Origin of the sequence: Terriglobus saanensis SP1PR4 (assembly GCF_000179915.2) — a bacterium.
In the GTDB taxonomy this organism is placed as follows: Bacteria; Acidobacteriota; Terriglobia; order Terriglobales; family Acidobacteriaceae; genus Terriglobus; species Terriglobus saanensis.
Genome location: NC_014963.1, coordinates 4,574,304 through 4,594,601, shown reverse-complemented (window position 1 = coordinate 4,594,601; position 20,298 = coordinate 4,574,304). Strand labels below are relative to the sequence as shown.

At 60.5% G+C, this 20,298-nt stretch carries 16 protein-coding genes; 7 read left to right on the top strand and 9 right to left on the bottom strand.

The features are described 5' to 3' along the window. Positions 1-37: 37 nt before the first annotated feature. Positions 38-3,397: a TonB-dependent receptor gene (locus tag ACIPR4_RS19000; protein ID WP_013570292.1), complete on the top strand. Its 3,360-nt coding sequence runs from the start codon at positions 38-40 to the stop codon at positions 3,395-3,397. A gap of 120 nt (positions 3,398-3,517) precedes the next feature. After that, the gene (locus ACIPR4_RS18995) at positions 3,518-4,417 is read left to right on the top strand and encodes a VOC family protein (RefSeq protein WP_013570291.1); all 900 of its coding nucleotides are present in this window, start codon (positions 3,518-3,520) and stop codon (positions 4,415-4,417) included. A gap of 176 nt (positions 4,418-4,593) precedes the next feature. Here the strand turns inward: ACIPR4_RS18995 and purF are convergent, their stop codons facing one another. From purF to ACIPR4_RS18960, 7 genes are all read right to left on the bottom strand, one after another. Next, positions 4,594-6,453: an amidophosphoribosyltransferase gene (purF, locus tag ACIPR4_RS18990; RefSeq protein ID WP_013570290.1), complete on the bottom strand. Its 1,860-nt coding sequence runs from the start codon at positions 6,451-6,453 to the stop codon at positions 4,594-4,596. Beyond that, positions 6,443-6,856: an HI0074 family nucleotidyltransferase substrate-binding subunit gene (locus ACIPR4_RS18985; protein WP_013570289.1), complete on the bottom strand. Its 414-nt coding sequence runs from the start codon at positions 6,854-6,856 to the stop codon at positions 6,443-6,445. The genes purF and ACIPR4_RS18985 overlap by 11 nt, the downstream gene beginning before the upstream one ends. Continuing rightward, positions 6,853-9,279, bottom strand: coding sequence for a phosphoribosylformylglycinamidine synthase subunit PurL (gene purL / locus ACIPR4_RS18980; RefSeq protein WP_013570288.1), 2,427 nt, complete (start codon positions 9,277-9,279; stop codon positions 6,853-6,855). Before purL ends, ACIPR4_RS18985 begins: the two co-directional genes overlap by 4 nt. 44 nt (positions 9,280-9,323) lie before the next feature. After that, positions 9,324-9,758 carry a dUTP diphosphatase gene (gene dut, locus ACIPR4_RS18975; protein ID WP_013570287.1) on the bottom strand — a complete coding sequence of 145 codons (435 nt, stop codon included), beginning with the start codon at positions 9,756-9,758 and terminating at the stop codon, positions 9,324-9,326. 91 nt (positions 9,759-9,849) lie between these two features. Beyond that, positions 9,850-11,148, bottom strand: a complete 1,299-nt coding sequence (locus tag ACIPR4_RS18970) for a sensor domain-containing diguanylate cyclase (protein ID WP_013570286.1) — start codon at positions 11,146-11,148, stop codon at positions 9,850-9,852. A gap of 176 nt (positions 11,149-11,324) precedes the next feature. Further along, positions 11,325-11,816 carry a GNAT family N-acetyltransferase gene (locus ACIPR4_RS18965; RefSeq protein WP_013570285.1) on the bottom strand — a complete coding sequence of 164 codons (492 nt, stop codon included), beginning with the start codon at positions 11,814-11,816 and terminating at the stop codon, positions 11,325-11,327. Positions 11,817-12,053: 237 nt separating this feature from the next. Continuing rightward, a complete protein-coding gene (locus ACIPR4_RS18960) occupies positions 12,054-12,758 on the bottom strand; it encodes a hypothetical protein (protein WP_013570284.1) in 705 nt (234 codons plus the stop codon). A gap of 75 nt (positions 12,759-12,833) precedes the next feature. On the opposite strand from ACIPR4_RS18960, the gene ACIPR4_RS18955 reads away from it, so the two are divergent. From ACIPR4_RS18955 to ACIPR4_RS18935, 5 genes are read left to right on the top strand one after another with little or no spacing between them, the layout of a single operon-like run. After that, a complete protein-coding gene (locus ACIPR4_RS18955; protein ID WP_013570283.1) occupies positions 12,834-14,153 on the top strand; it encodes a 3-deoxy-D-manno-octulosonic acid transferase in 1,320 nt (439 codons plus the stop codon). After that, positions 14,150-15,136 carry a tetraacyldisaccharide 4'-kinase gene (gene lpxK, locus ACIPR4_RS21900; RefSeq protein WP_013570282.1) on the top strand — a complete coding sequence of 329 codons (987 nt, stop codon included), beginning with the start codon at positions 14,150-14,152 and terminating at the stop codon, positions 15,134-15,136. Before ACIPR4_RS18955 ends, lpxK begins: the two co-directional genes overlap by 4 nt. Next, positions 15,129-16,181 (top strand): glycosyltransferase family 9 protein, encoded by a 1,053-nt coding sequence (locus ACIPR4_RS18945; RefSeq protein ID WP_013570281.1) that lies wholly within the window; start codon positions 15,129-15,131, stop codon positions 16,179-16,181. Before lpxK ends, ACIPR4_RS18945 begins: the two co-directional genes overlap by 8 nt. After that, complete coding sequence (locus tag ACIPR4_RS18940) at positions 16,178-16,738, top strand: methyltransferase family protein (RefSeq protein ID WP_013570280.1); 561 nt, start codon at positions 16,178-16,180, stop codon at positions 16,736-16,738. The genes ACIPR4_RS18945 and ACIPR4_RS18940 overlap by 4 nt, the downstream gene beginning before the upstream one ends. Positions 16,739-16,779: 41 nt before the next feature. Continuing rightward, positions 16,780-17,667, top strand: coding sequence for a DUF3108 domain-containing protein (locus ACIPR4_RS18935; protein WP_342612304.1), 888 nt, complete (start codon positions 16,780-16,782; stop codon positions 17,665-17,667). Positions 17,668-17,998: 331 nt separating this feature from the next. Here the strand turns inward: ACIPR4_RS18935 and dnaG are convergent, their stop codons facing one another. Together dnaG and ACIPR4_RS18925 are read right to left on the bottom strand one after the other, a co-directional pair. Next, entirely contained in the window at positions 17,999-19,777 is a 1,779-nt protein-coding gene (gene dnaG / locus ACIPR4_RS18930; RefSeq protein WP_013570278.1) for a DNA primase, read from the bottom strand. Positions 19,778-19,781: 4 nt separating this feature from the next. Further along, entirely contained in the window at positions 19,782-20,270 is a 489-nt protein-coding gene (locus ACIPR4_RS18925; RefSeq protein WP_013570277.1) for a DinB family protein, read from the bottom strand. Positions 20,271-20,298 lie beyond the last annotated feature (28 nt).

The following is a 20,298-nucleotide window of genomic DNA, read 5'->3' as shown; positions in this document are numbered from 1 at the left end:
ACGCAATATATACCGCTTATCCCAAGGTGCACACCGTATGCGCTTCAGAATTTCTACGCTCATTTTCCTCCTCATCGCCTTTCTGGCCCTTGTTCCTGCTGCGTTTGGGCAGTTTGAGACGGGCTCGATCATCGGTACCGTCAAGGACGCCAGCGGCGCGCTGGTGCCGAACGCGGCCGTGACTGTAACGAACACGGCCAACGGAACGGTGAGTAACCGAACGACGAACTCCGAGGGCAACTACGAGGTTCCCGGACTTCGCGTCGGACAGTACGACGTCCAGGTAACAGGTGAGGGATTTGCACCCGCGGAGGCGAAGGGTGTGGCGCTTTCGATTGCTGCACGCCAGCGCGTGGATCTGACGCTGAACCTGGGAAACACCGTAACCTCCGTGGATGTGAGTGCCGTGAACTCGCTGGTGGAGACGGATACGAGCCAGCGCGGACAGATTGTGACGAACTATCAGACGTCGTCGCTCCCGCTGGTGTCGCGCAACTACTCCGACCTGCTGGCGCTTTCGACAGGCGTTCACCAGGCACCGAGCACGCTGAGCACGACGGCCACGACGGGCCTGATTCGCGAAGGCGCGTACAACGTGAACGGGCAGAGATCGATCTTCAACAACTTCCTGCTCGACGGTATGGACAACAACGCGTACGGCGAGAGTAACCAGGGATTTTCGAACCAGATCTTTAATCCTCCGCCGGATTCGATCGCACAGTTCCAGGTGGTGACGAATAACCAGAGCGCGGAGTATGGACGGGCTTCGGGCGCAACGTTCAACGTAGCGTACCGGTCGGGAACGAATGCGTATCACGGTCTGGCGTACGAGTTCATTCGTAACCGTGCGTTGAATGCGATCGGATACTTCAAGGCAGCGAACGCGGTGAAGCCGCAGTTCAACCGGAACCAGTTCGGCGGCAACTTCGCCGGTCCCATCCTGCACGACAAGCTCTTCTTCTTCGTGGACTATGAGGGTTTCCGGCAGCTTCGCAGTCAGAATACGACGGTGACTCTGCCGACGGCGAACCAGCGGAATCGCGTCTTCGGAAAGACGATCTATGACCCGATCAGCGGGACCGCGTACGCGGCGGGGACGCAGATTCCGGTGACGGCGGCGAACCTTTCTCCTACGGCTCTGCGTGTACTCGCGGCCCTGCCTACGAACACCAATAACAACCTGACGAACAACTACACGACGCTGCAGCGCTCGCAGAATTTTTCGGATAAGGGTTCGATCCGCCTGGACTACCAGTTGAATCCGAAGAATACGTTCTTCGTTCGCGTGAGCGATCTGAAGCAGAACGCGACGGACTTTCCGCTCTTTGCTAACTCGATCGACGGGAGCACGAACGGCAAGCAGCGGATCCTGGATCAGCAGGTGGCCGTGGGCTGGACGCGCATTATCGGAGCCAACCAGTTCCTGGATGCGCGCTTCGGTCTGTCGCGAACGAAGGCTGGAAAGTTTTCGCTTTCGATCGGGGACAACAGCTTCAGCTTTCCGGGACTGCCGACCGATCCTTCGGTTGCGGGCGGTCTGCCTTCGACTTCGATCAGCGGCTTTACCACGCTTGGACGACAGGCGACGAATCCGCAGTTTCAGAACCCGGCGCTGCTGAATCCGAAGATCAACTACTCGTGGGTGGTCGGGCGTCACTCGTTCAAGATCGGGTATGAGTACCAGCACATCTGGATGGCAGTGCAGGATACGAATCCGTTGTACGGAAGCTGGACGTACAGCGGCGCCTTCAGCCGCAACTACGATCCCATCACGCATCAGCTTGTGAATAACGAAGCTGCGACTCCCGATAACTATGTCGCCGATTATCTCTTCGGAACGCCGAACTCGTACTCCATCTCGAGCTTCTTCGTGGCGCATCTGCGCAACCAGTCGCACTATGCGTACCTGCAGGATGACTGGAAGGTGACGCCACGGCTTACGTTCAACCTGGGTCTGCGTTACGAGTACGGATCTCCGTACTGGGAGCAGAAGAATCTGCAGACAAACTTCAACCCGGCTCTGGCGAGCCAGGGACCGGCGGCGATGATCCAGGCGACGGACAGCAATCGGTCGCTGGTGGACTCGGATAAGAACGACTGGGCGCCGCGCGTCGGTTTCAACTTTTCACCGGATGACAAGACGTCGATCCGCGGAGGCTATGGCATCAGCTATGTGCACTACAGCCGCGCGGGATCGGGCGATATTCTTGCCATCAACGCACCGCAGGCGCTGTTCATTACGCAGAGCCAGGCACCGGCGCGCGTGACGGCTGCGCCTGCCGCGTTCCGGACGACGGAGCAGGGATTTCCGGGGACGCTGGCGTTCAATCCTCTGACGGACAACATCACGTATATCGATTCGAACCGCTTCCGCGACAGCTATGTGCATAGCTACTATGTGTCGGGGCAGAGGCAGCTGGCGAAGAATACGCTGATCGATGTGGCGTATGTGGGCAACTTCGGTTTGAAGCTGGCGCAGTTTGCGAACTCCAACCAGAAGCAGTTGATTGGTGGAGCGCTGGTGCGGCCGTTGCCGACGTACGGCGATGTGACGATCGCTCTGCATACGGCGTATTCGCACTACGATTCGCTGCAGGTGCGGTATGAGCAGAGGATGGTGGCGGGTTTGACGCTGCTGAACTCGTTCACGTACTCGCACACGCTGGATAGCGCGGGCGCGTCGCTGGAGGCGAATACGCCTTCTCCGCAGGATTACTACAACCTGAGCGCGGAGTATGCGAACTCGGAGTACGACCAGCCGCTGGTGAATACGACGAGCCTTGTATATGAGGTGCCGTTTGGCCGGGGGAAGAAGTTCCTGGATTCGGCTGGCGTGATGAACCAGGTGGTGGGTGGATGGCAGATCTCGGCCGTCAACCAGGCGCAGTCGGGTCTGCCGTTCAACATTACGTACAGCCCGACGAGTGCGAACATCGTTTCGAATATTGCTTCGAGCTTCCGCGGATCGAACCTGTATCGTCCGAACCGCGTGGGCAATGGACCGCTGACGTCGCTGACGAAGACGCCGGGGACGAACGGAACGACTTCGCTGCAGTACATCAACCTGAATGCGCTGGCGCTGCCGGCGAGCGGAACGGCGAGCGCACCGCTGAGCCCATTCGGATCGCTGCGCCGCGATGCGGGACGGACGCCGAATATCAACTACCTGAACCTGGCAGTGAATAAGCGTTTCGATCTGCCTGGAGACAGGATCAAGCTCGAGTTCCGGAGCGAGCTCTACAACATTCTGAATCACACGAATTTTGCGGGACCGAGCGGAATCAGCGGAACGATCTCCCCGACGGCGGCGGTACTGGTACAGCCGGCTTCGGGCGGAGCGATCACGTCGACGTTCGATCCGCGCATTGTTCAGTTTGGTTTGAAGGTCTCCTTCTAAGGCTGTCCACTTGGGAGACTCCACCGCCGCGCGGGCCGCACCTGCGCGGCGGTGGTGCGTTAAGCGCCACTCCGCAGGATTGCTTTGACGACGGCTATCGGCTTCCTTTAAAGTGCGCCCATGAGAAAGAACTCTCTTCTGGGTGCACTTCTATTTTTGGCCGGCACGGTGTTGATGCAAGCTGCTCCGCCACGGCCGAAGATCACAGGCATTGCGTATGTGAGGTTTTATACGACGGATCGCGCGGGTGCGCAGCATCTCTACGGTGATGGGCTTGGGCTGACGCTGCGGCACGAGAAGGGGATGGATGTTTACCTCGTCGGCACATCGCAGCGGATTGAGATGGATGCCAAGGCGGGTGTGTCGACGGATCAGCCGATGCTGGAGGAGATCGGGTTTGAGACGTCCGATCCCGTGGCGTTGGAGCAGTATCTTCGGTCGCGTGGCGTGACGCACTTCACGAAGATTCCGGACGGATTCCTGCTGGCGGACCGCACGACCCCGCGGATTGCGTTTGTGAAGCACCGCGATAATCCGGTGCACGATACATCGCGCGAGGTTTCGCACCAGATCATTCATGCGGGTTTCACGGTGAAAGATCGCGCGCAGGAGGATCCCTTATTTCTGAGTGTTCTGGGATTCAGGCCGTACTGGATCGGTGGACGCGCCGGGAACGCAACGGATCCCGACTGGGTGAGTCTGCAGACGCCGGATGCGCATGAGTGGATTGAGTACATGCTGCACCCGTCACCGCATGACAATGCACGGCAGCGCGGAAGCGCGTTTCATGTGAGCCTGGGCGTGGTGGAGATGAACGCTGCCATCGCGAAGCTGAAGGCCAATGGGTGGAGCGATCCGAAGGGTGCCGAGATGAAGCCGCAGGCCGGACTGGATGGGAAGTACCAGTACAACCTGTGGGACCCGGATTCCAGCCGGATTGAGCTGATGGAGTTCGTGCCGTATACGAAGCCTTGTTGCAGTCAGTTTACGCAGGCGAATCCGTCACCAGGGGACCGGTAGCGGAGGACAACGGGCTTGTGCCCCATTCTTTCGCGGTTTCTTGCGAAAGGGTGGGGTCGCGCGGAGCGCACAAACCAGATCTGCCGGGAAGCAAAAGCAGATCCCTCCGCTTCGCTACGGGATGACAAAAAGGGGAGGCTGCGGAATGACCGTGGATCCTAAAGCGCCAGCTGACTCTAGAACGCCAGCTGGCTCTGTGGCTTGACGGTCTCTTCCGTAACCTCGTCTTCGTGGATGATCTCATCCGGCTTGACCGCGTGTGCGATGGCCGGAAGGATCTCCTTCACGTCGATCCACTGCGTGGGATAGTTGCCGGTGTAGCAGGCGGTGCAGTAGGTGTTCGGTGTCGGATCTTTGTCCGTGCAGGAGTGGACGAGGCCGTCGAGCGAGAGATACGCGAGCGAGTCGGCTTCGATGAAAGCGCGGATCTCTTCGACAGTCTTGTTGGCGGCGATGAGGTCTTTCTTGCTCGGAGTATCCACGCCGTAGAAGCAGGGCGAAATGGTCGGCGGGCAGGAGATGCGCATGTGGACTTCGCTGGCACCGGCAGCACGGACCATGCGGACGATCTTGCGTGAGGTGGTGCCGCGAATAATCGAATCGTCGATCAGGATGACGCGCTTGCCTTCGAGCAGGGCGCGGACGGGATTCAGCTTCATGCGGACGCCAAAGTCGCGGACGCGCTGTTCCGGCTGGATGAAGGTGCGGCCCACGTAGTGGTTGCGGATGAGGCCGAAGTTGAAGGGGATACCGGATTCCGTGGCGTAGCCAATCGCGGCGGTGACACCGGAGTCGGGCACGGGCACGATGACGTCCGCAGGGACGCCGGATTCGCGGGCGAGGGTCTTGCCCATCTCATCGCGGCTCTGCTGCACCCAGCGACCGAAGATGCGGCTGTCCGGACGCGCGAAGTAGACGTGCTCGAAGACGCAGGAGGCCTGCTTGGTGTCGGTGTTGAAGTAGCGCGAGGTGACGCCGTCTTCCGAGACCATGACGAGTTCGCCGGGCTTGATGTCGCGCTCGTACTTGGCTTTCAGCAGATCGAAGGCGCAGGTTTCGGAGGCAAAGACGAAGGTGTCCGGAGCGCCGTTCTCGCCTTTGATACGACCCATCGAAAGCGGGCGGAAGCCGTGTGGATCGCGCGCGGCGAAGATGCGATTGCGCGTCATCATGACGATGGAAAATGCGCCTTCAACTTGCGAGAGCGACTCCGCGATGCAGTCCACGAGCATGGTGTGTTTGGAGTGCGCGATAAGCTGGACGATGATCTCGGAGTCCGAGGTCGTGGAGAAGATTGCGCCATCGCGTTCCAGACGCTCGCGTGCCGTGCCAAGATTCACCAGGTTGCCGTTGTGGGCGATGACGATCTGACCCTTGGTGCTCTCGACCGAGATGGGCTGCGCGTTCAGGAGGGCGGAGTCACCTGTCGTCGAGTAGCGCGTGTGGCCGATGGCGATGTGGCCGGGGAGCTTTTCCAGGACGGGATCGGTGAAGATCTCGGAGACGAGACCCATGCCCTTGAGGTCAGTGATCTCTTCGCCGTTGGAGACGGCGATGCCGCCGGACTCCTGTCCGCGATGCTGGAGAGCGTAGAGGCCCCAGTAGGTGAGACGAGCGGCGTCGGAGTGGTTGTATATGGCCATGACGCCGCACTCTTCGCGGAGCTTGTCGAAGTGATCGTCAGCTTCGGAGTTCTCCATGTTGTTCGGGTCTCCGTGAAGTAGGGCTTCTGAAAAGGGGATGAAATCCTGCTCGATAGCTTTGCGGAATTGAGGTGTAATAGTCGTCAAGTCGAGGATATCGACGCGGTACGGGATATCCGAAGCGTCAAATTCATCAAACAGGCTGGCCCTGATGCTAAGCGGCAAAGGCTCGTTTCCGCCTATGGCCAGATCCAGATCTGACCGCCGTCTTGCGGTGCCTTTCGCTCGGGATCCAAAAATCCAGACCTCCCGATCGGGGAGGTGCGTTGCCAGGATCGAAGACACAATTTGAGCTTCCTCGTTTGATATTGCAATTCCGGTACTACTCATCATGGGATTCGATCCTCTCCCGCAGCCGTTCGAGCAGGTGCTTCGCTTCTTGTTCGAAGGCCGGAATTCTGTTCAACACTGCGACAGCTTTCTCTTCGTTGTAGGTGTGACTCGTTTCTGTTCTTGCTTTGCGAAAATCTTTCCAGACCGCGATAGGCGAAAGGAGGAGACCAGCTTCATCACCGAGCCTGATCAAGCCCTCAAAGGTAAGCAGATCAATCTGCTCAGGGCTGGGCGTAACCGACATGAGATATCGCTTGAGCATCTTATGTGACAACTCATAGGTGAACTCAAAGGTCTGGATCAAGCCTGCCCGGAGCAGAACCCGTTCGGGCTCACGCGCCTGCTCCTGAATTGCGGACGAGAGCTGTTGAACGGCGTTCCGGAAGGCAGTGAGGTCGATCATGCGGACACCACCTGATCGACCCGCTCAGCCGCTAACTTTTCGTTGAATGCGAGAGAAAGATCGCTGACCGAAATGCGGATGCTCGCATCTTCAAACGGAATGGTGAGACGGTCGCCGCCGGTGATGCCGATATGCTGGGCGAAGATGGTGCCGACCTTTTCCGTGTGTGCGTCGATCTTTGCAAAGGTGCCGGGGCGCGCCGTGACGATGACGGCAGAGGTCTCAGAGAACAGTTCACTGACCTGCCGCAGGGAGTTGTTGAGATGGGACGGGAAGATCTCGCATCCGACGTTGCCCTTCACGCAGGCCTTCGCCAGAGCGACGGCCAGACCGCCATCGGAGAGATCGAAGGCCGAAGTCAGCAGGCCTTCCTTCGCCAGGAGCTGCAGCAACTGGTGCAGCGCGGCCTCGTCCTGCAGGTTGAAGGCCGGTGGCGTTCCCCAGGTTGTACCGAAGACCGACTGAGCGAGGGCCGTGGAGCCAAGTTCCTTGACGAGATCTTCGGGCGAGCGCTCGCCGATAGAGGAAGCGCCCGTCAGCAGAATAACTTCGTCGTTGCGACCAACAAAGCCGCTTGGAACCGCTTTCGTCACATCGTCGATGATGCCGACGATGCCGAGGACGGGCGTGGGGTAGATGCCGACCGCTTCGCCGCCGATGCGTGTCTCGTTGTAGAGCGAGACGTTGCCGCCGGTGATGGGTGTGCCGAGTGCGGTGCAGGCCTCCGCGATGCCGTCGATGGCGAGCGAAAGCTGCGCCATAATCTCGGGCTTCATCGGGTTGCCGAAGTTGAGGCAGTTGGTCGCGGCGACGGGCTTGGCACCGGTGCAGGCGACCTTGCGGGCAGCTTCCGCGACGGCGTGCATCGCGCCGAGCTTCGGATCGAGCCACGTCCAGCGGCCGTTTCCGGCGAGCGCCATCGCGAGACCGCGTTCGCGGTTTGGAGTTGCAAGTTGCAAGTCCTCAGTTTTTAGTTTGGCTTCACCCGGCTCTTCAGGGCGGTTTTTTCCAGTTCCCTTGATGCGGATCATGCCGGCTTCTCCGCCGGGACCCTGCACGGTATTGGTCTGGACCATGCTGTCGTACTGCTCGAAGATGTACTTCTTGTCGCAGATGTTGCCGGAGGCGAGCAGTTTCTTGAGGTCCGCGGTGTAATCGCGCGGCTTCTGCAACTCTTCCAGAACCCACGCGGGCGGTTCGAGCGGAACGGGAGCCTTCCACACGCCGACGGGCCGATGGTAGAGCGGGGCTTCGTCGGTCAGCGATTCGTTGGAGAGGTCCGCGACCAGCACGCCGTGCTGGCGGATCTTCATGCGGTTTTCTTCAATGACTGTACCGACGATGGCAGCATCGAGTCCCCACTTGGCAAAGACGTCGAGGACTTCCTGTTCCTTGCCCTTTTCTGCGACGAGGAGCATGCGCTCCTGCGACTCCGAAAGCATGATCTCGTAGCTGGTCATGCCGGTTTCGCGCTGGGGAACGAGGTCGAGTTCGACGTCCAGGCCGACTCCTCCCCGCGCTCCCATCTCGCAGATCGAGCAGGTCAGACCGGCAGCGCCCATGTCCTGAATACCAAGGACGGCGTGCGAGGGAAGGTGCATGACTTCGAGGCAGGCCTCGAGGAGGAGTTTTTCGAGGAACGGATCGCCCATCTGCACGTTGGGGCGCTTCTGTTCGGAGCCTTCGGTGAACTCTTCGGAGGCCATGGTGGCTCCATGAATACCGTCGCGGCCCGTCTTTGCGCCGACGTAGATGACGGGGTTGCCGACGCCGGTGGCCTTGGCGTAGAAGATCTCGTCCATGCGCACGAGACCGAGTGCGAAGGCATTCAGCAGGGGATTGCCGGAGTAGCACTCCTCAAAGCGGGTTTCGCCGCCGAGGTTGGGAACGCCAAAGCAGTTGCCGTATCCGGCCACTCCATGCACGACGCCTTCCATGATCTGGCGGTTCTTCGCGGCTTCCGTGGGATCTTTCGCGTCCAGCGGGCCGAAGCGAAGGGAGTCCATCACGGCCAGTGGACGTGCGCCCATGGTGAAGATGTCGCGAAGGATGCCTCCAACGCCGGTGGCCGCGCCCTGGTAGGGCTCAATATAGCTGGGGTGATTGTGCGATTCGATCTTGAAGGCGCAGGCCCAGCCTTCGCCGACGTCGATGATGCCGGCGTTTTCGCCGGGGCCCTGGACCACGAGATCGCTCTTCGTGGGCAGGCGCTTGAGGTGGACCTTGCTGGACTTGTAGGAGCAGTGTTCGCTCCACATGACGGAGTAGATGCCTAGCTCGGTGAGCGACGGCGTGCGACAAAGTGTCGCGTGGATCTTCGCGTACTCGTCGTCCGTAATGTTATGCAGCTTGAGGATCGCCGGTGTAATCTCAACCGGCTGCGGGACGTCGGGATTCTGTTGCTGAACTTGCTGATTGGCCATAGCTCGCTTCCTAAATTGTAGCTTGCCTAGGCCGAATGGCCTGATTATGCGCCGGTACTGCCAAATCCACCACTTCCGCGTGTGGTTTCGTCCAGTTTTTCCACTTCCACAAAGTCGGCCTGCAGGCGCTGCACGATGCGGAGCTGGGCGATGCGGTCTCCGGCGGCCAGGGTGATGGGCGCGCTGCTGACGTTGGTCAGAACGACCTTGATTTCGCCGCGGTAGCCGGGGTCGATGACACCCGCCAGGGTGGTGATGCCTTTGACGGCGAGACCGCTACGGTCTTCGACGAGCGCGCCGTAATCCGCAGGGAAGGCCATGGCGATCCCGGTGGGGACGAGCGTGGTGCTGCCGGGGGAGATGACCGCGGCTTCGGCGGAGTAGAGGTCGGCGGCGAGATCGCCCCAGGGGCCGGTGTGGGCGTACCTGGGGAGCTTGGCCTCGGGGCGGAGTTTCTGGGTCTGGATGGCGATGGACATGTTGTTTGCAGGATATCGTGCGGGTCTTCGATCTGCTGTGTGTCCCATTCTTTCGCAAGATGCCGCGAAAGAATGGGCACGGAGTCGCATTTCAGGAAGCGATGTCTGTGTAAACCTGGACGCCGTTGCGGCCTCTGGTCTTGACGAGGTACATGGCGGTGTCGGCGTTTTTGAGCAGTTCCCCCACGTTGGAGCCGTGGTCCGGATAGAGGCTGAGGCCGGCGCTGATGGTGACCGCAACCTCCTGGTCGCCAAGGAGCGAGGGCGTAGCCGTTCTTTCTACAAGTTGCAGGCCGCACTGCATCGCGTCTTCCAGATTCTTGACTTCGGGCATGACGATGAGGAACTCATCGCCGCCCATCCGTACGACCGTGTCGCTTTTGCGTACGCAGGAGAGCAGCTTGTTGCTTACGGAGACGAGGAGAGCGTCGCCGCAGGAGTGGCCGAGAGAATCGTTGACGTGTTTGAAGCGGTCGATGTCGAGGACGAAGACCGCGACTTTGTTCTTGCTCCTGTCAGCGCGCAGGATGGCCTGATTCAGACGGTCCTGCATGAGGGTTCGGTTCGGAAGTCCGGTGAGCTGGTCGTGATGGGCGAGATATCTGACCTGATCGTCCAGCTGTTTCCGCGCCGTAATGTCGCGGCTGGTCACGGCAAGGCCATCGCCGAGTTTTACGGCCTGCACGTTGATCCAGGTGGCCTTGATCCTATCGTCGTCGATGAATATTTCGGCGACGAACGGTACGCCGGTGCGGACGATCTCCCGGTAGTGATGGATGAGGCCGGAGGAGATCATATAGGGCCGGACCTCGGTGAGGACCTTTCCGTATAAGTCTTCACGGTTGATCTTCAAGCGCATCTCCGCATTGGCGTTGAGATAGCGGAAGCGGAAGTCTACGATCGCGCCTGAGGCATCGGGTATGCCGTCAAAGATGTAGAAGTCGTCGAGACTGCTCTCTGCAGCGGCGACGAAGTCCGCATGTTCCTTGCGCGCGCTCGCCGCCTGCGCCAGGGCAATCTGAATCCGCGGGAAGGCGGCTATCGCGCACAAAGTAAGGGCGATGGAAGTGACTGCCTGAATCCAGGGCAAGTAAGGCATCAGCGACGAAAGCTGTGGCGAGCGGAGAGCGATGCCAGCGAGACGTTCTGCTGCAAAGAAGAGAAGCAGTCCAAGCAGAAGGTTGCTGATAGTGGCCTGGCGACGTTTCTTTCGCAGAATGTATGCGAAGCGCATGAGCAGTGCGGCGCAGAAGAGAGCCACTAACCATGCCGCTGCATCCAGGCCGGAGAGGCGCGTGGGTTGCATGAGCAGTACGAGCGCGGCGGGCCCAAACAGAAGGAAAGAGAGGCCCGCTCGCGAACTCTGTAGAGCTGGTGAGACGCTTTTCACGCGAACTCCGGGCCTTGGGCCGAGATGCTTGCCCTTGGAACGAGTATGACATCCGGGTGTTCCATTTCGGGCATAAGCTTTGCGCGACAGGTTTATTTTTTAGGTACGCCGGATCCGTGGTCTTTGGATTTCGCTCAGAAATCGGCGATGGCACTCTCTATTCGAAGCAGAAACGCTTATTTTTCTGGCGTAGCCAGGGCTTTAAGATCTTCGCCGGTGATCCGCAGGTTCAGCCATTCGCGTAGGACTTTCGCGCCGTTGGCCTCATAGAAGTCCAGGCCGGGCTTGTTCCAGTCGAGGCACTCCCATTGGAAACGCGTGCAGTTGCGGTCGAGGGCGATCCGGGCGAGGCATTGGAAGAGGCCTTTGCCGATGCCGAGTTTGCGGAAGCGTTCGCGCACGAAGAGGTCTTCGAGGTAGAGTGTGGGTCGGCCCTCCCAGGTGGAGTACTGGAAGAAGTAGAGAGCGAAGGCTGCGACTTCTCCGTCCTGTTCGGCGATGAGGCAGTGGAAGTAAGGCGCGGGGCCGAAGCCGTCGCGGAGGATGTCTTCGACGGTGAGGATGGCGGCGGTAGGTTCGTGTTCGTAGGCGGCGAGTTCGCGGACGAGGGAGACGATCTCGGGGGCGTCGGCCGTGGTGGCTTCGCGGATCAGGGTTTGGGTGGGCACGAGGTTATTGTCTCGTGAATTATGAGGGTCGAGCTTCGCTCGATGGATGCGCTTTGCGCATTACCCATGTCCCAAAAGTGGGACATGGGCACCCGGTTCAGGGGCTACGTATTTACTCTTTTGTCATCCCGTAGTGAAACGGAGGGATCTGCTTTTATTTTCCTGACGCATCCGGTTTGTGCGCTCTACGCGACCCCACCCTTTGCGCGATAAAACTGCGCAGAATGGGGCACGGGTTTACTTCTCCGTTTTGACTACGTGGGCGCCGGAGGGTGGAGCGGAGGTTTTGGTGGCGAGGTACTTGTCGAAGGGCAGGGTGAACGGGAAGAGTTCGGTGCTGGCTTTGCCGTCGCCTGTTTTGCCGCCGCTGGTTTTGATCATCTTGAAGTAGAGGTCCGCGCCACGGAGGGGGTAGTCGTCGTCCAGGTCGGCGATGTCGTAAAAGAGGAAGCCGGAGGCGGTGGTGTGCGGCGCGATGGTGGCGGTGCGGAAGCTGAAGTCGGTATCGTCCTGCAGGATCTTCTTATCGACCGGGGTGGAGAAGCTGGGTGTGGGGAAAGGGAGCTTCTTCTGCTGCGTTGGGTTCTTGACATGGAAGACGCGGCGGTGGATCTCTTCGGGTAGAGCGGCGGGGAGCTTGCCTCCGTGCTGGGGTTCGAGCTGGATGCGCACGGCGGAGAGGTCGAGCGGATGGTCGGAGTCGTTGCGGATGATGATCCGGACGGGCAGAATGCTGTGGCCGACGTAGTCGATGCGGAAGAAGTCGGCGCGGGCGCGTGTGTCGTAGGGGTCGGCGGCGATGGTAACAAGCTCTTTGTCGTGCTTTTCCAGCATCGGGTAGGTGGCGATGTCGGCGAGGGGAGGCGCTTCTTTCTTGGCCGCGTTCGCGGTAACGGCGCAGAGAAGAAGGACGGCGAGGTAGGCAAGTCGGCGGAGATTCATGTTGTGGCGATTATCATCTTCCCTGTTGCAGTCGGCAAAAGATTGGACGCGTGAGCGCGGGAGTTTGTGTACAGAATGATGTGGCTTTATAGCTTGGGGCTGTCGCTGGCGCTTGTGGTGAGCGCGCCGTGGTGGGCCCTGCGGATGCTGACGAGTGGGCGGTATCGCGAGGGATTAGGGGAACGGCTGGGATTTGTGCCCGCGCGGCTGCGGGTTCAGCCCAAGGTGGTCTGGCTGCATGCGGTGAGCGTAGGCGAGGTTCTGGCTGCGGGACGGTTGATCGCCGCCATTGAGGAGTCCGGGCTGCGCGTCGCGCTTTCGACGACGACGGCGGCGGGGCAGAAACTGGCGCGGGAAAAGTACGGAGCGGAGCGGGTCTTTTATTTTCCGTTGGATTTTGCGTTTGCGGTGCGGGCTTATCTGCGGGCGTTGCGGCCTTGTGCGTTGGTGTTGATGGAAAGCGAGCTGTGGCCTCGTGTGCTGGTGGAGTGTGAGCGGGCGAAAGTCTCCGTTGTCGTGGTGAATGGCCGCGTGTCCGACCGGAGTTTCCCGCGTTATATGAAGTTGAGCCGGCTTTGGAAACCGCTGCTGGGCAAGGTGCGTTTGATCCTGACGCAGAGCCAGGAGGATGCGTGGCGGTGGAGGATGATCGGTTCGCAGTGGGTGGAGACTACCGGGAATTTGAAGTATGACGTGAGAGTGGAGGAAGAGAGCGCGTTGGTGCGGGCGTTGCGAGTGGCTTTGCCTACGGAGCAGACGCGCGTGCTGGTGTGCGGAAGCACGCTGGAGGGTGAGGAGAGTCTGCTGCTGGAGTGCTGGCGCGGGCAGGATGCGGTGATGGTGCTGGCTCCGCGGCATCCGCAGAGGTTCGATGCTGTGGCGAAGCTGGTGGAGAGTCGCGGGTTGCGGTGTATTCGGTTGAGTTCTTGGAGGAAAGAGAGTGCTGGTTTGCCTGGGGCATCCCTACCCCACCCTTTGCGCGATGAAGCTGCGCAAAGAATGGGGCACGAAACATTACACGGAGGCGATGTGTTGTTGCTGGATTCGATTGGGGATCTGGCTGCGATGTACGCGCTGGGCGATGCGGCGTTTGTGGGTGGAAGCCTTGTGCCGATGGGTGGGCACAATCCTCTGGAGGCCGCGCAGTGGGGCGTTCCGGTGATGATGGGCGAGTACTATGCGAACTTTCGTGGCATGGTGGATGCCATGCTCGAAGAGGATGCGGTGCGGATTGTTTCTGCCGAGGAACTCTGTGCGGAGATAACGCGTCTGTTATGGGGAGACGATGAGGGCGTGGGTTTGCGTGGAAAAGAGTTTTTCGAGTCGCAGGCGGGTGCGACCAAGAGGGTGATGGAGCGTCTGTTGCCGATTTTGCGAGCGGGGGTGAAGGTTTGAGGAGACCGTTACTGTGGCCGCTGACGTGGGCGTATCGCGCGGTGGTGAAGAGCAGGAACTATGCGTTCGACCATGAACCATACCGTGTCTTCAGTTTGAAGCGAGCGGTAGTGAGTGTGGGCAGTCTGTCTGCGGGTGGTGCGGGTAAGACGCCCGTTGTGGCTGCGCTGGCGGAGATGTTGCAGGCGAACGGATATACGGTGGATGTGTTGACGCGCGGGTATGGGCGTCGCTCGAAGGTGGTGGAGCGTGTGGACGTGGCCGGGCCAGCTTCGAGATTCGGCGATGAGGCGTTGATGCTGGCGCAGACGTTGCCTAAGGTGCCGGTCTACGTTGGTGCGGATCGCCTGACGGCGGGCGAGTTGGCGGAGCGAAGCGGTGGACGGGGCAGGCACCATCTGCATCTGCTCGACGATGGATTTCAGCACCGGCGTCTGCGGCGGAGTGTGGATATCGTCCTGCTGACGCGGGAAGATCTTCGCGATCATCTTCTGCCTGCGGGGAATCTTCGCGAGCCGCTGGAGAACCTGGCGCGCGCGGGTGCTGTGTTGTTGCGCGGGGACGAGGCAGATGAACTGCGGCCCGTGGTGGAGCGTCTCTGCGGACCGGAAAAGTTTGTGTGGGTGGCGCGGCGGGTCTTGTGTCTGAAGGCGGAGTCGAAGAAGCCGTTTGCGTTCTGCGGCCTGGCGCGGCCTAAGGATTTCTTTGCCATGCTTCCTGCGGCCGGCGGAAAGATGGCCTTTCGCGATCATCACCTCTACAAAGACGCGGATGTGGCGGCGCTGCTGCGGCGGGCGAAGGCTGCGGGCGCCGACGGTTGGGTGACGACGGCGAAGGACTTTGTGAAGCTGAACGAGGCTATGCTGGCGCGGCTTCGCGAAGTGGGGCCGGTGACGGTGGCGGAGCTGCGCGTGGAGTTCGAATCGCCTGCGCTTGTGCTGGAACAGATGGAGCAGTTGATCGTGAAAGACCTGCATGGGTAAACGCATCCTGATCGTGCGCGTGGGAGCGATGGGCGACGTGCTGCATGCGATGCCCGTCGTTGCCGGTCTGCGCGCGCTGGAGCCGGATGCCGAGATCGGCTGGGTGATTGAGCCGCGATGGGCGGCGCTATTGCAGGATGCGAGCGGGGAGATGCCTTTGGTAGATCGAGTCCACCTGGCTCCAACGAAGGTCTGGGGAAAGAGGCCTTTTTCTCCTGCGACAGTGAAGGACATCTTGCGTCTGCGCACGGAGCTGCGGTCTTGCCGGTATGACGTGGCTTTGGATCTGCAGGGATCGATCCGGTCTGCGGTGATTGCGTGGATGAGCGGGGCTTCCGTAGTCATCGGAGCTGATGCTCCTCGCGAGAAGCAGGCACAGTGGTTTTATACCTCTTGGGTAACAACGCAGAAAGCACATGTGATCGATCAGGCGGTGGAGATCGCGCGCGGTCTTGCTCCCGAGGTCGGTGTCGGAGAAGTTGCGTTGCCGGTGGATGCCACGGCGGAGCGTTGGTGTCACATTCTGCTGGCCGGAGATGCACGGAAGATCGTTGTGATGGCACCGGGTGCCGGGTGGGGAGCGAAGCAGTGGCCTGCGGAGCGCTATGGCGCGGTTGCGGGCGATCTGTTGGAGCGTGGATATCGCGTTCTGGTGAATGCTGTGCCGGGTGGCGATCTGCTGGCAGCGGCTGTGGTGACAGCCAGCGATGGCAGGGCCGAGGCGGTGGAGTGCACACTGCGGCAGTTGATCGCGATGATGCGGCGGGCTGTCCTCTTTGTCGGCGGGGATACGGGACCTTTGCATCTGGCCGATGCCCTGGGGGTGCCGATGGTGGGGGTCTTTGGGCCGACGGACCCGGCGCGGAACGGGCCTTATCCAGGCCGGAATCGCGGGTCGCATCCACGGTTTGTCGTCCTGCGGGACGGCGCGAGCGTCACGGATCATGGAAGATATAAAGAGGCCGAAGCGGGTCTGCTGCGGATCTCCGTGGCGGATGTGAGTCGCGCGGCGGTGCAGTTGCTGGAAGGGCGTGAGCAGGAATGAGTTGGCAGAAGATTGCGCGGAGGGTTCGGGTTCCGCTGGGATTTGTATTTGTGGCGGTGTTTTTATGGCTGGCCCGGCCTACGCCCGTGTCGCTGGTGTGGAGCTTTTTCCTGGTGGTGCCGGGACTCTGGCTGCGCGGATACGCGTCAGGTTACGTGAAGAAGAATGCCGAACTGGCCATGACGGGGCCGTATGCGTACGTGCGGAATCCGCTGTATCTGGGGTCGATTTTGATCGCCTTCGGGTTTGCCGGAGCGAGTACGCGCTGGCAGATTGCCGTGGCGCTTGGTGCTTTGTTTTTATCGATTTACCTGCCAACGATACGGGGTGAAGAGCAGTTTCTGCGCGGGCATTTTCCGGAATTTGAGGAGTACGCGCGGGCCGTTCCCAGATTGGTACCGCGGATCACACCGGCGAAGGTAGGAGTGGGCTATACCTCGGGGGGCGGAAGCTTCTCCAAAGCGCTCTACGTCAAACATCGTGAGTACAATGCTCTGATGGGGGCGGTGGCTGTGTATGCTGCTCTGGTGGTGCGGATGGTGTGGTTTTCGCACTGAATTGGATCTTGTTTTCGCACCGCTTTGCTCTCGAAGGGAACGTGTTTCTGAACGGTTTGAATCATTGCAAACGATGGGTTTGTGGAGCGGTGCTGGCGGTTGCGGCGTGCCCGTGGGTGGGAGCGCGCGCGCAGACGGCGGCTACTGTGACGCCGAAGACGACGCTGGCGCAGAAGCTTTCGAATTTCGTGTCTCCGCAGGGTGGGATCGACCCGGCACAGGCGCCTGTACTACAGCCTCCCGCAGCGGGATATAGCTTTCCCCAGAAGCAGACGCTGACCTATGCCGTGGATTGGCGCGTCTTTACCGCAGGTGTGGCGGTGTTCAAGCTGGAGCAGGTGGGCCCGGTGACGAAGGTTTCGGCGACGGCGGACACGGTGGGCGCGACGAATATGATCTACCAGGTGGTGGACCGCTTTCAATCCAGCTTCAATACGCAAACGGGATGCTCAGTCGGGTTCAGCAAACAGACGCAAGAGGGTCGGAGAAAGGTCTCAAGCGATCTGATCTTCCAGCCACCGGCAGCCGCTGGGCAGCTTGGCAAGCAGGTGCAGGTGGAGCGCAACCTGGGCAAGGGCACGGTGAAGCAGCTTGAGGCTCCGATTCCTGCTTGTGTTACGGATTCTCTTTCGGGAATTTTCTATGTAGGTTCGCAGCGACTGATTCCTGGTGGAGACATCAAACTGCCGCTGGCGGACGCGATGCGCACGGTGGCCGTAACCATGCGGGTCGAGGCTCACGAAGAAGTGAAGACGCCTGCTGGGACTTTCCAGACGGTGCGTGTGCAGCCTACGGCTGATGCGGGTGTGGTGAAGAACCGTGGAACGATCACGATCTGGTACACGGACGATGTGCGGCATCTGCCGGTGCAGATCCGGGCGAAGTTGTTCTGGGGGACGATTACGTTCCATTTGCAGTCGGTGAGCTAGCGAGTCAGCAGGTTAGCGAGTAGCAAGTCAGCCAACTTTCCTTGTCATCCCGTAGCAAAGCGGAGGGATCCGCTTTGCTATCGCGTAGCGATCGGATGTGCCTTCGGCACATAACAAAAGCAGATTTCTCCGTTCCCGCTCCGCGCTCGGCCGAAATGACGGTGGTGGTGTGGGGTGGGTGATGTCCTCCGTCATCTCGACCGGAGCGACAGCTTTATCGTCGCGTAGCGGAGGGATCTGCTTTGTTTTCCTCAGAGATCGGGTTTGTGCGCTCTGCGCGACCCACTCTTTCCCTTTCGCGATGAAGCCGCGAAAGAATGGGGCACGGGACTTACAGGAGGCGCAGGGAGCGGGCGATCTGGGCGGCTTCTGCGGCGAACTGCTTTCCTGCTTCGCTGTCGTTGCGGCGTTCGGCGTCGGCCATCAGGGCGCGGAGCTCACGCTGGCGGCGCTCCATCCGGCCTCGTTCCAAGGTGTTGAGGGCGTTGCGCACGTCGAGGACGAGGGCATTGCTGTCGGTCTCCGCTTCGTTTTCCAGCACACGTGCGAGGATCAGGTGTTCTTCCGCGCCGCTGGCTGCGTCGAGCGGGTTGTCGGTGACGGGGGAGTTGGCGAGGCGTTCCAGAAGCGTGCCGGAGGTGAGGCCTTCGACCCACTCGGGATGCATGCTGATCTCGGTTGCGGCGTGGATGCGTGCGGGGTCAGTCTCCGGACGCACGAGGGCGCGGAGCAGAATGCGCTCGGTCTCATGCAACGCGTCTCGTCCGCTGGAGCGGACGCTTTCTACGCGCGCAGCGGCGGCCTGGCGCAGCTCTTCGCGGAGCAGGGCGTCGTCGATGCCGAGCTTCTGCGCGGCGTTGGTGACGAAGTCCTGCCGCTGGATGGCGGAGGGCAGACGGCGGATATGCGGGAGAAGGTAGTTCGCGGCCTTCACCTTGGCTTCGGCGGTTTTTTGCGGATAAAGGACGCGGGCGCGCTCGATGAGATATTCGGCGTGCGGCTTCGCGGTGCGGAGCGCGTCGGCGTAGGCCTTGATGCCGTGCTCGCGCACGTAGCGGTCGGGGTCAAGACCGCCTTCGAGCGTGACCACTTTCACTTCGAAGTCTTCTTCGGTGAGAAGTGAAAGAGATTTTTCGGCGGCGTTAGCGCCTGCGGTGTCTGGATCGAAGTTAACGACGACGCGCTTGGTGAATCGTGAGAGTAGCCGCACCTGCGCTTCGGTAAAAGCGGTCCCGCTGGTGGCGATGACGGGCTGTACGCCGGCCATGAAGACGGAGATGCAGTCCATCTGGCCTTCGACGAGGAGCGCGAAGTCCTGTGCGCGGATGGCGGCCTTGGCCTTGTCGAGATTGAAGAGCACGTTGCCCTTGGTGTAGAGCGGTGTCTCGGGCGAGTTCATATATTTCGCGCCGGACTTCTCATCGCTATCGAGCGCGCGCGCGGTGAAGGCGATGACGCGGCCCTGCTCGTTGGCGATGGGAAAGGTGATGCGTTTGCGAAAACGTGCGTAGAGAGAGCCGCGCGGGCGACCGTTGTCGTCCTGCTCTTTTGACGAGAAGAGGCCGCTGGCGCGCATAGCTTCGTCGTTGAAGAGCTTTGCCATGGCGTCGCGCATGGTGTTGAAGTCGTCCGGAGCGTAGCCGATGCGGAACTTCGCGATGGTCTCCGGGGGAACGCCGCGGCTGGTGAGGTATTCGCGCGCGCGGGCCGCCTCAGGACTTTTGAGATGGCCTTCAAACCATTGCGTTGCGGCTTCGTGGATGTCGAGGAGCTGCCTGCGAATGCCCGCGTCGCGAGCCTCTTCCGGGGAGTTGAACTCGCGCTTCGGCAAAGGAATGCCGCACTTCTGCGCGACGACGCGGACGGCTTCGGGAAAGGGAATGTTTTCCAGCTTCTGCACGAAGGAGAAGACGTCGCCTTTTTCGTGACAGCCGAAGCAGTAGAAGTAGCTATGCGTGGCGTTGACGGAGAACGAAGGCGACTTTTCCTTGTGGAAGGGGCAGAGGCCGGAGTAGTTCTGCGCTCCGGATTTGCGCAGCTTCACGTACTCGCCAATAATCTTGACGATGTCGGCCTGGGCTTTGACGGTCTGTGCGAAGTTATCGGCCATCTTACTAGGCGCGGTACCCCGGCAGAGCGTTGAGATGATGGCGGAGGTGCGCGATGTAGTCTTCGACGATGAAGCCGAGGGTGACGTCGCCTTCGTTGAAGTGCCAGATGCGTGTGAGGTGTGCGGGATTGATCTGCGCGATGACGTGGGCGAGATGCAGGTTCAACGCGCGCCAGAGTTCGTGGATCTCGGTCCAGGGACGGAGGTCGTAACGCTGCACGGTGACCCACTCGTTCTGCTGGTAGCCGGGGAGTTCGAGGCTTTCGTCGATGCTGAGGCGGACGACACGCTGGAGGTTGTTTCCGGCAGAGTCGATGAGATGGCCGACCGTCAGACGGGTACACCACTTGCCGGGAGCCAGCGGCTGCGAAGCCGTGGCTTCATCCAGCGAGGCAAAGTAAAGGGAGGCGCGTTCCACTTCCGCGCGTAGATCGGCCACAAGCGCGGCGGGATTGAGGAGCGCCGGATCTGTGGGTTGCGTATACGTGGGCATACTTCCAGTCTATCGCTCTGAGTGTTTC

Excerpts from the sequence above, each read along its gene's own strand:
- ACIPR4_RS19000 (WP_013570292.1), top strand. The coding sequence starts at position 38 with ATGCGCTTCAGAATTTCTACGCTCATTTTCCTCCTCATCGCCTTTCTG.
- ACIPR4_RS18995 (WP_013570291.1), top strand. The coding sequence starts at position 3,518 with ATGAGAAAGAACTCTCTTCTGGGTGCACTTCTATTTTTGGCCGGCACG.
- purF (WP_013570290.1), bottom strand. The coding sequence starts at position 6,453 with ATGATGAGTAGTACCGGAATTGCAATATCAAACGAGGAAGCTCAAATT.
- ACIPR4_RS18985 (WP_013570289.1), bottom strand. The coding sequence starts at position 6,856 with ATGATCGACCTCACTGCCTTCCGGAACGCCGTTCAACAGCTCTCGTCC.
- purL (WP_013570288.1), bottom strand. The coding sequence starts at position 9,279 with ATGGCCAATCAGCAAGTTCAGCAACAGAATCCCGACGTCCCGCAGCCG.
- dut (WP_013570287.1), bottom strand. The coding sequence starts at position 9,758 with ATGTCCATCGCCATCCAGACCCAGAAACTCCGCCCCGAGGCCAAGCTC.
- ACIPR4_RS18960 (WP_013570284.1), bottom strand. The coding sequence starts at position 12,758 with ATGAATCTCCGCCGACTTGCCTACCTCGCCGTCCTTCTTCTCTGCGCC.
- ACIPR4_RS18955 (WP_013570283.1), top strand. The coding sequence starts at position 12,834 with ATGATGTGGCTTTATAGCTTGGGGCTGTCGCTGGCGCTTGTGGTGAGC.
- ACIPR4_RS18945 (WP_013570281.1), top strand. The coding sequence starts at position 15,129 with ATGGGTAAACGCATCCTGATCGTGCGCGTGGGAGCGATGGGCGACGTG.
- ACIPR4_RS18940 (WP_013570280.1), top strand. The coding sequence starts at position 16,178 with ATGAGTTGGCAGAAGATTGCGCGGAGGGTTCGGGTTCCGCTGGGATTT.
- dnaG (WP_013570278.1), bottom strand. The coding sequence starts at position 19,777 with ATGGCCGATAACTTCGCACAGACCGTCAAAGCCCAGGCCGACATCGTC.
- ACIPR4_RS18925 (WP_013570277.1), bottom strand. The coding sequence starts at position 20,270 with ATGCCCACGTATACGCAACCCACAGATCCGGCGCTCCTCAATCCCGCC.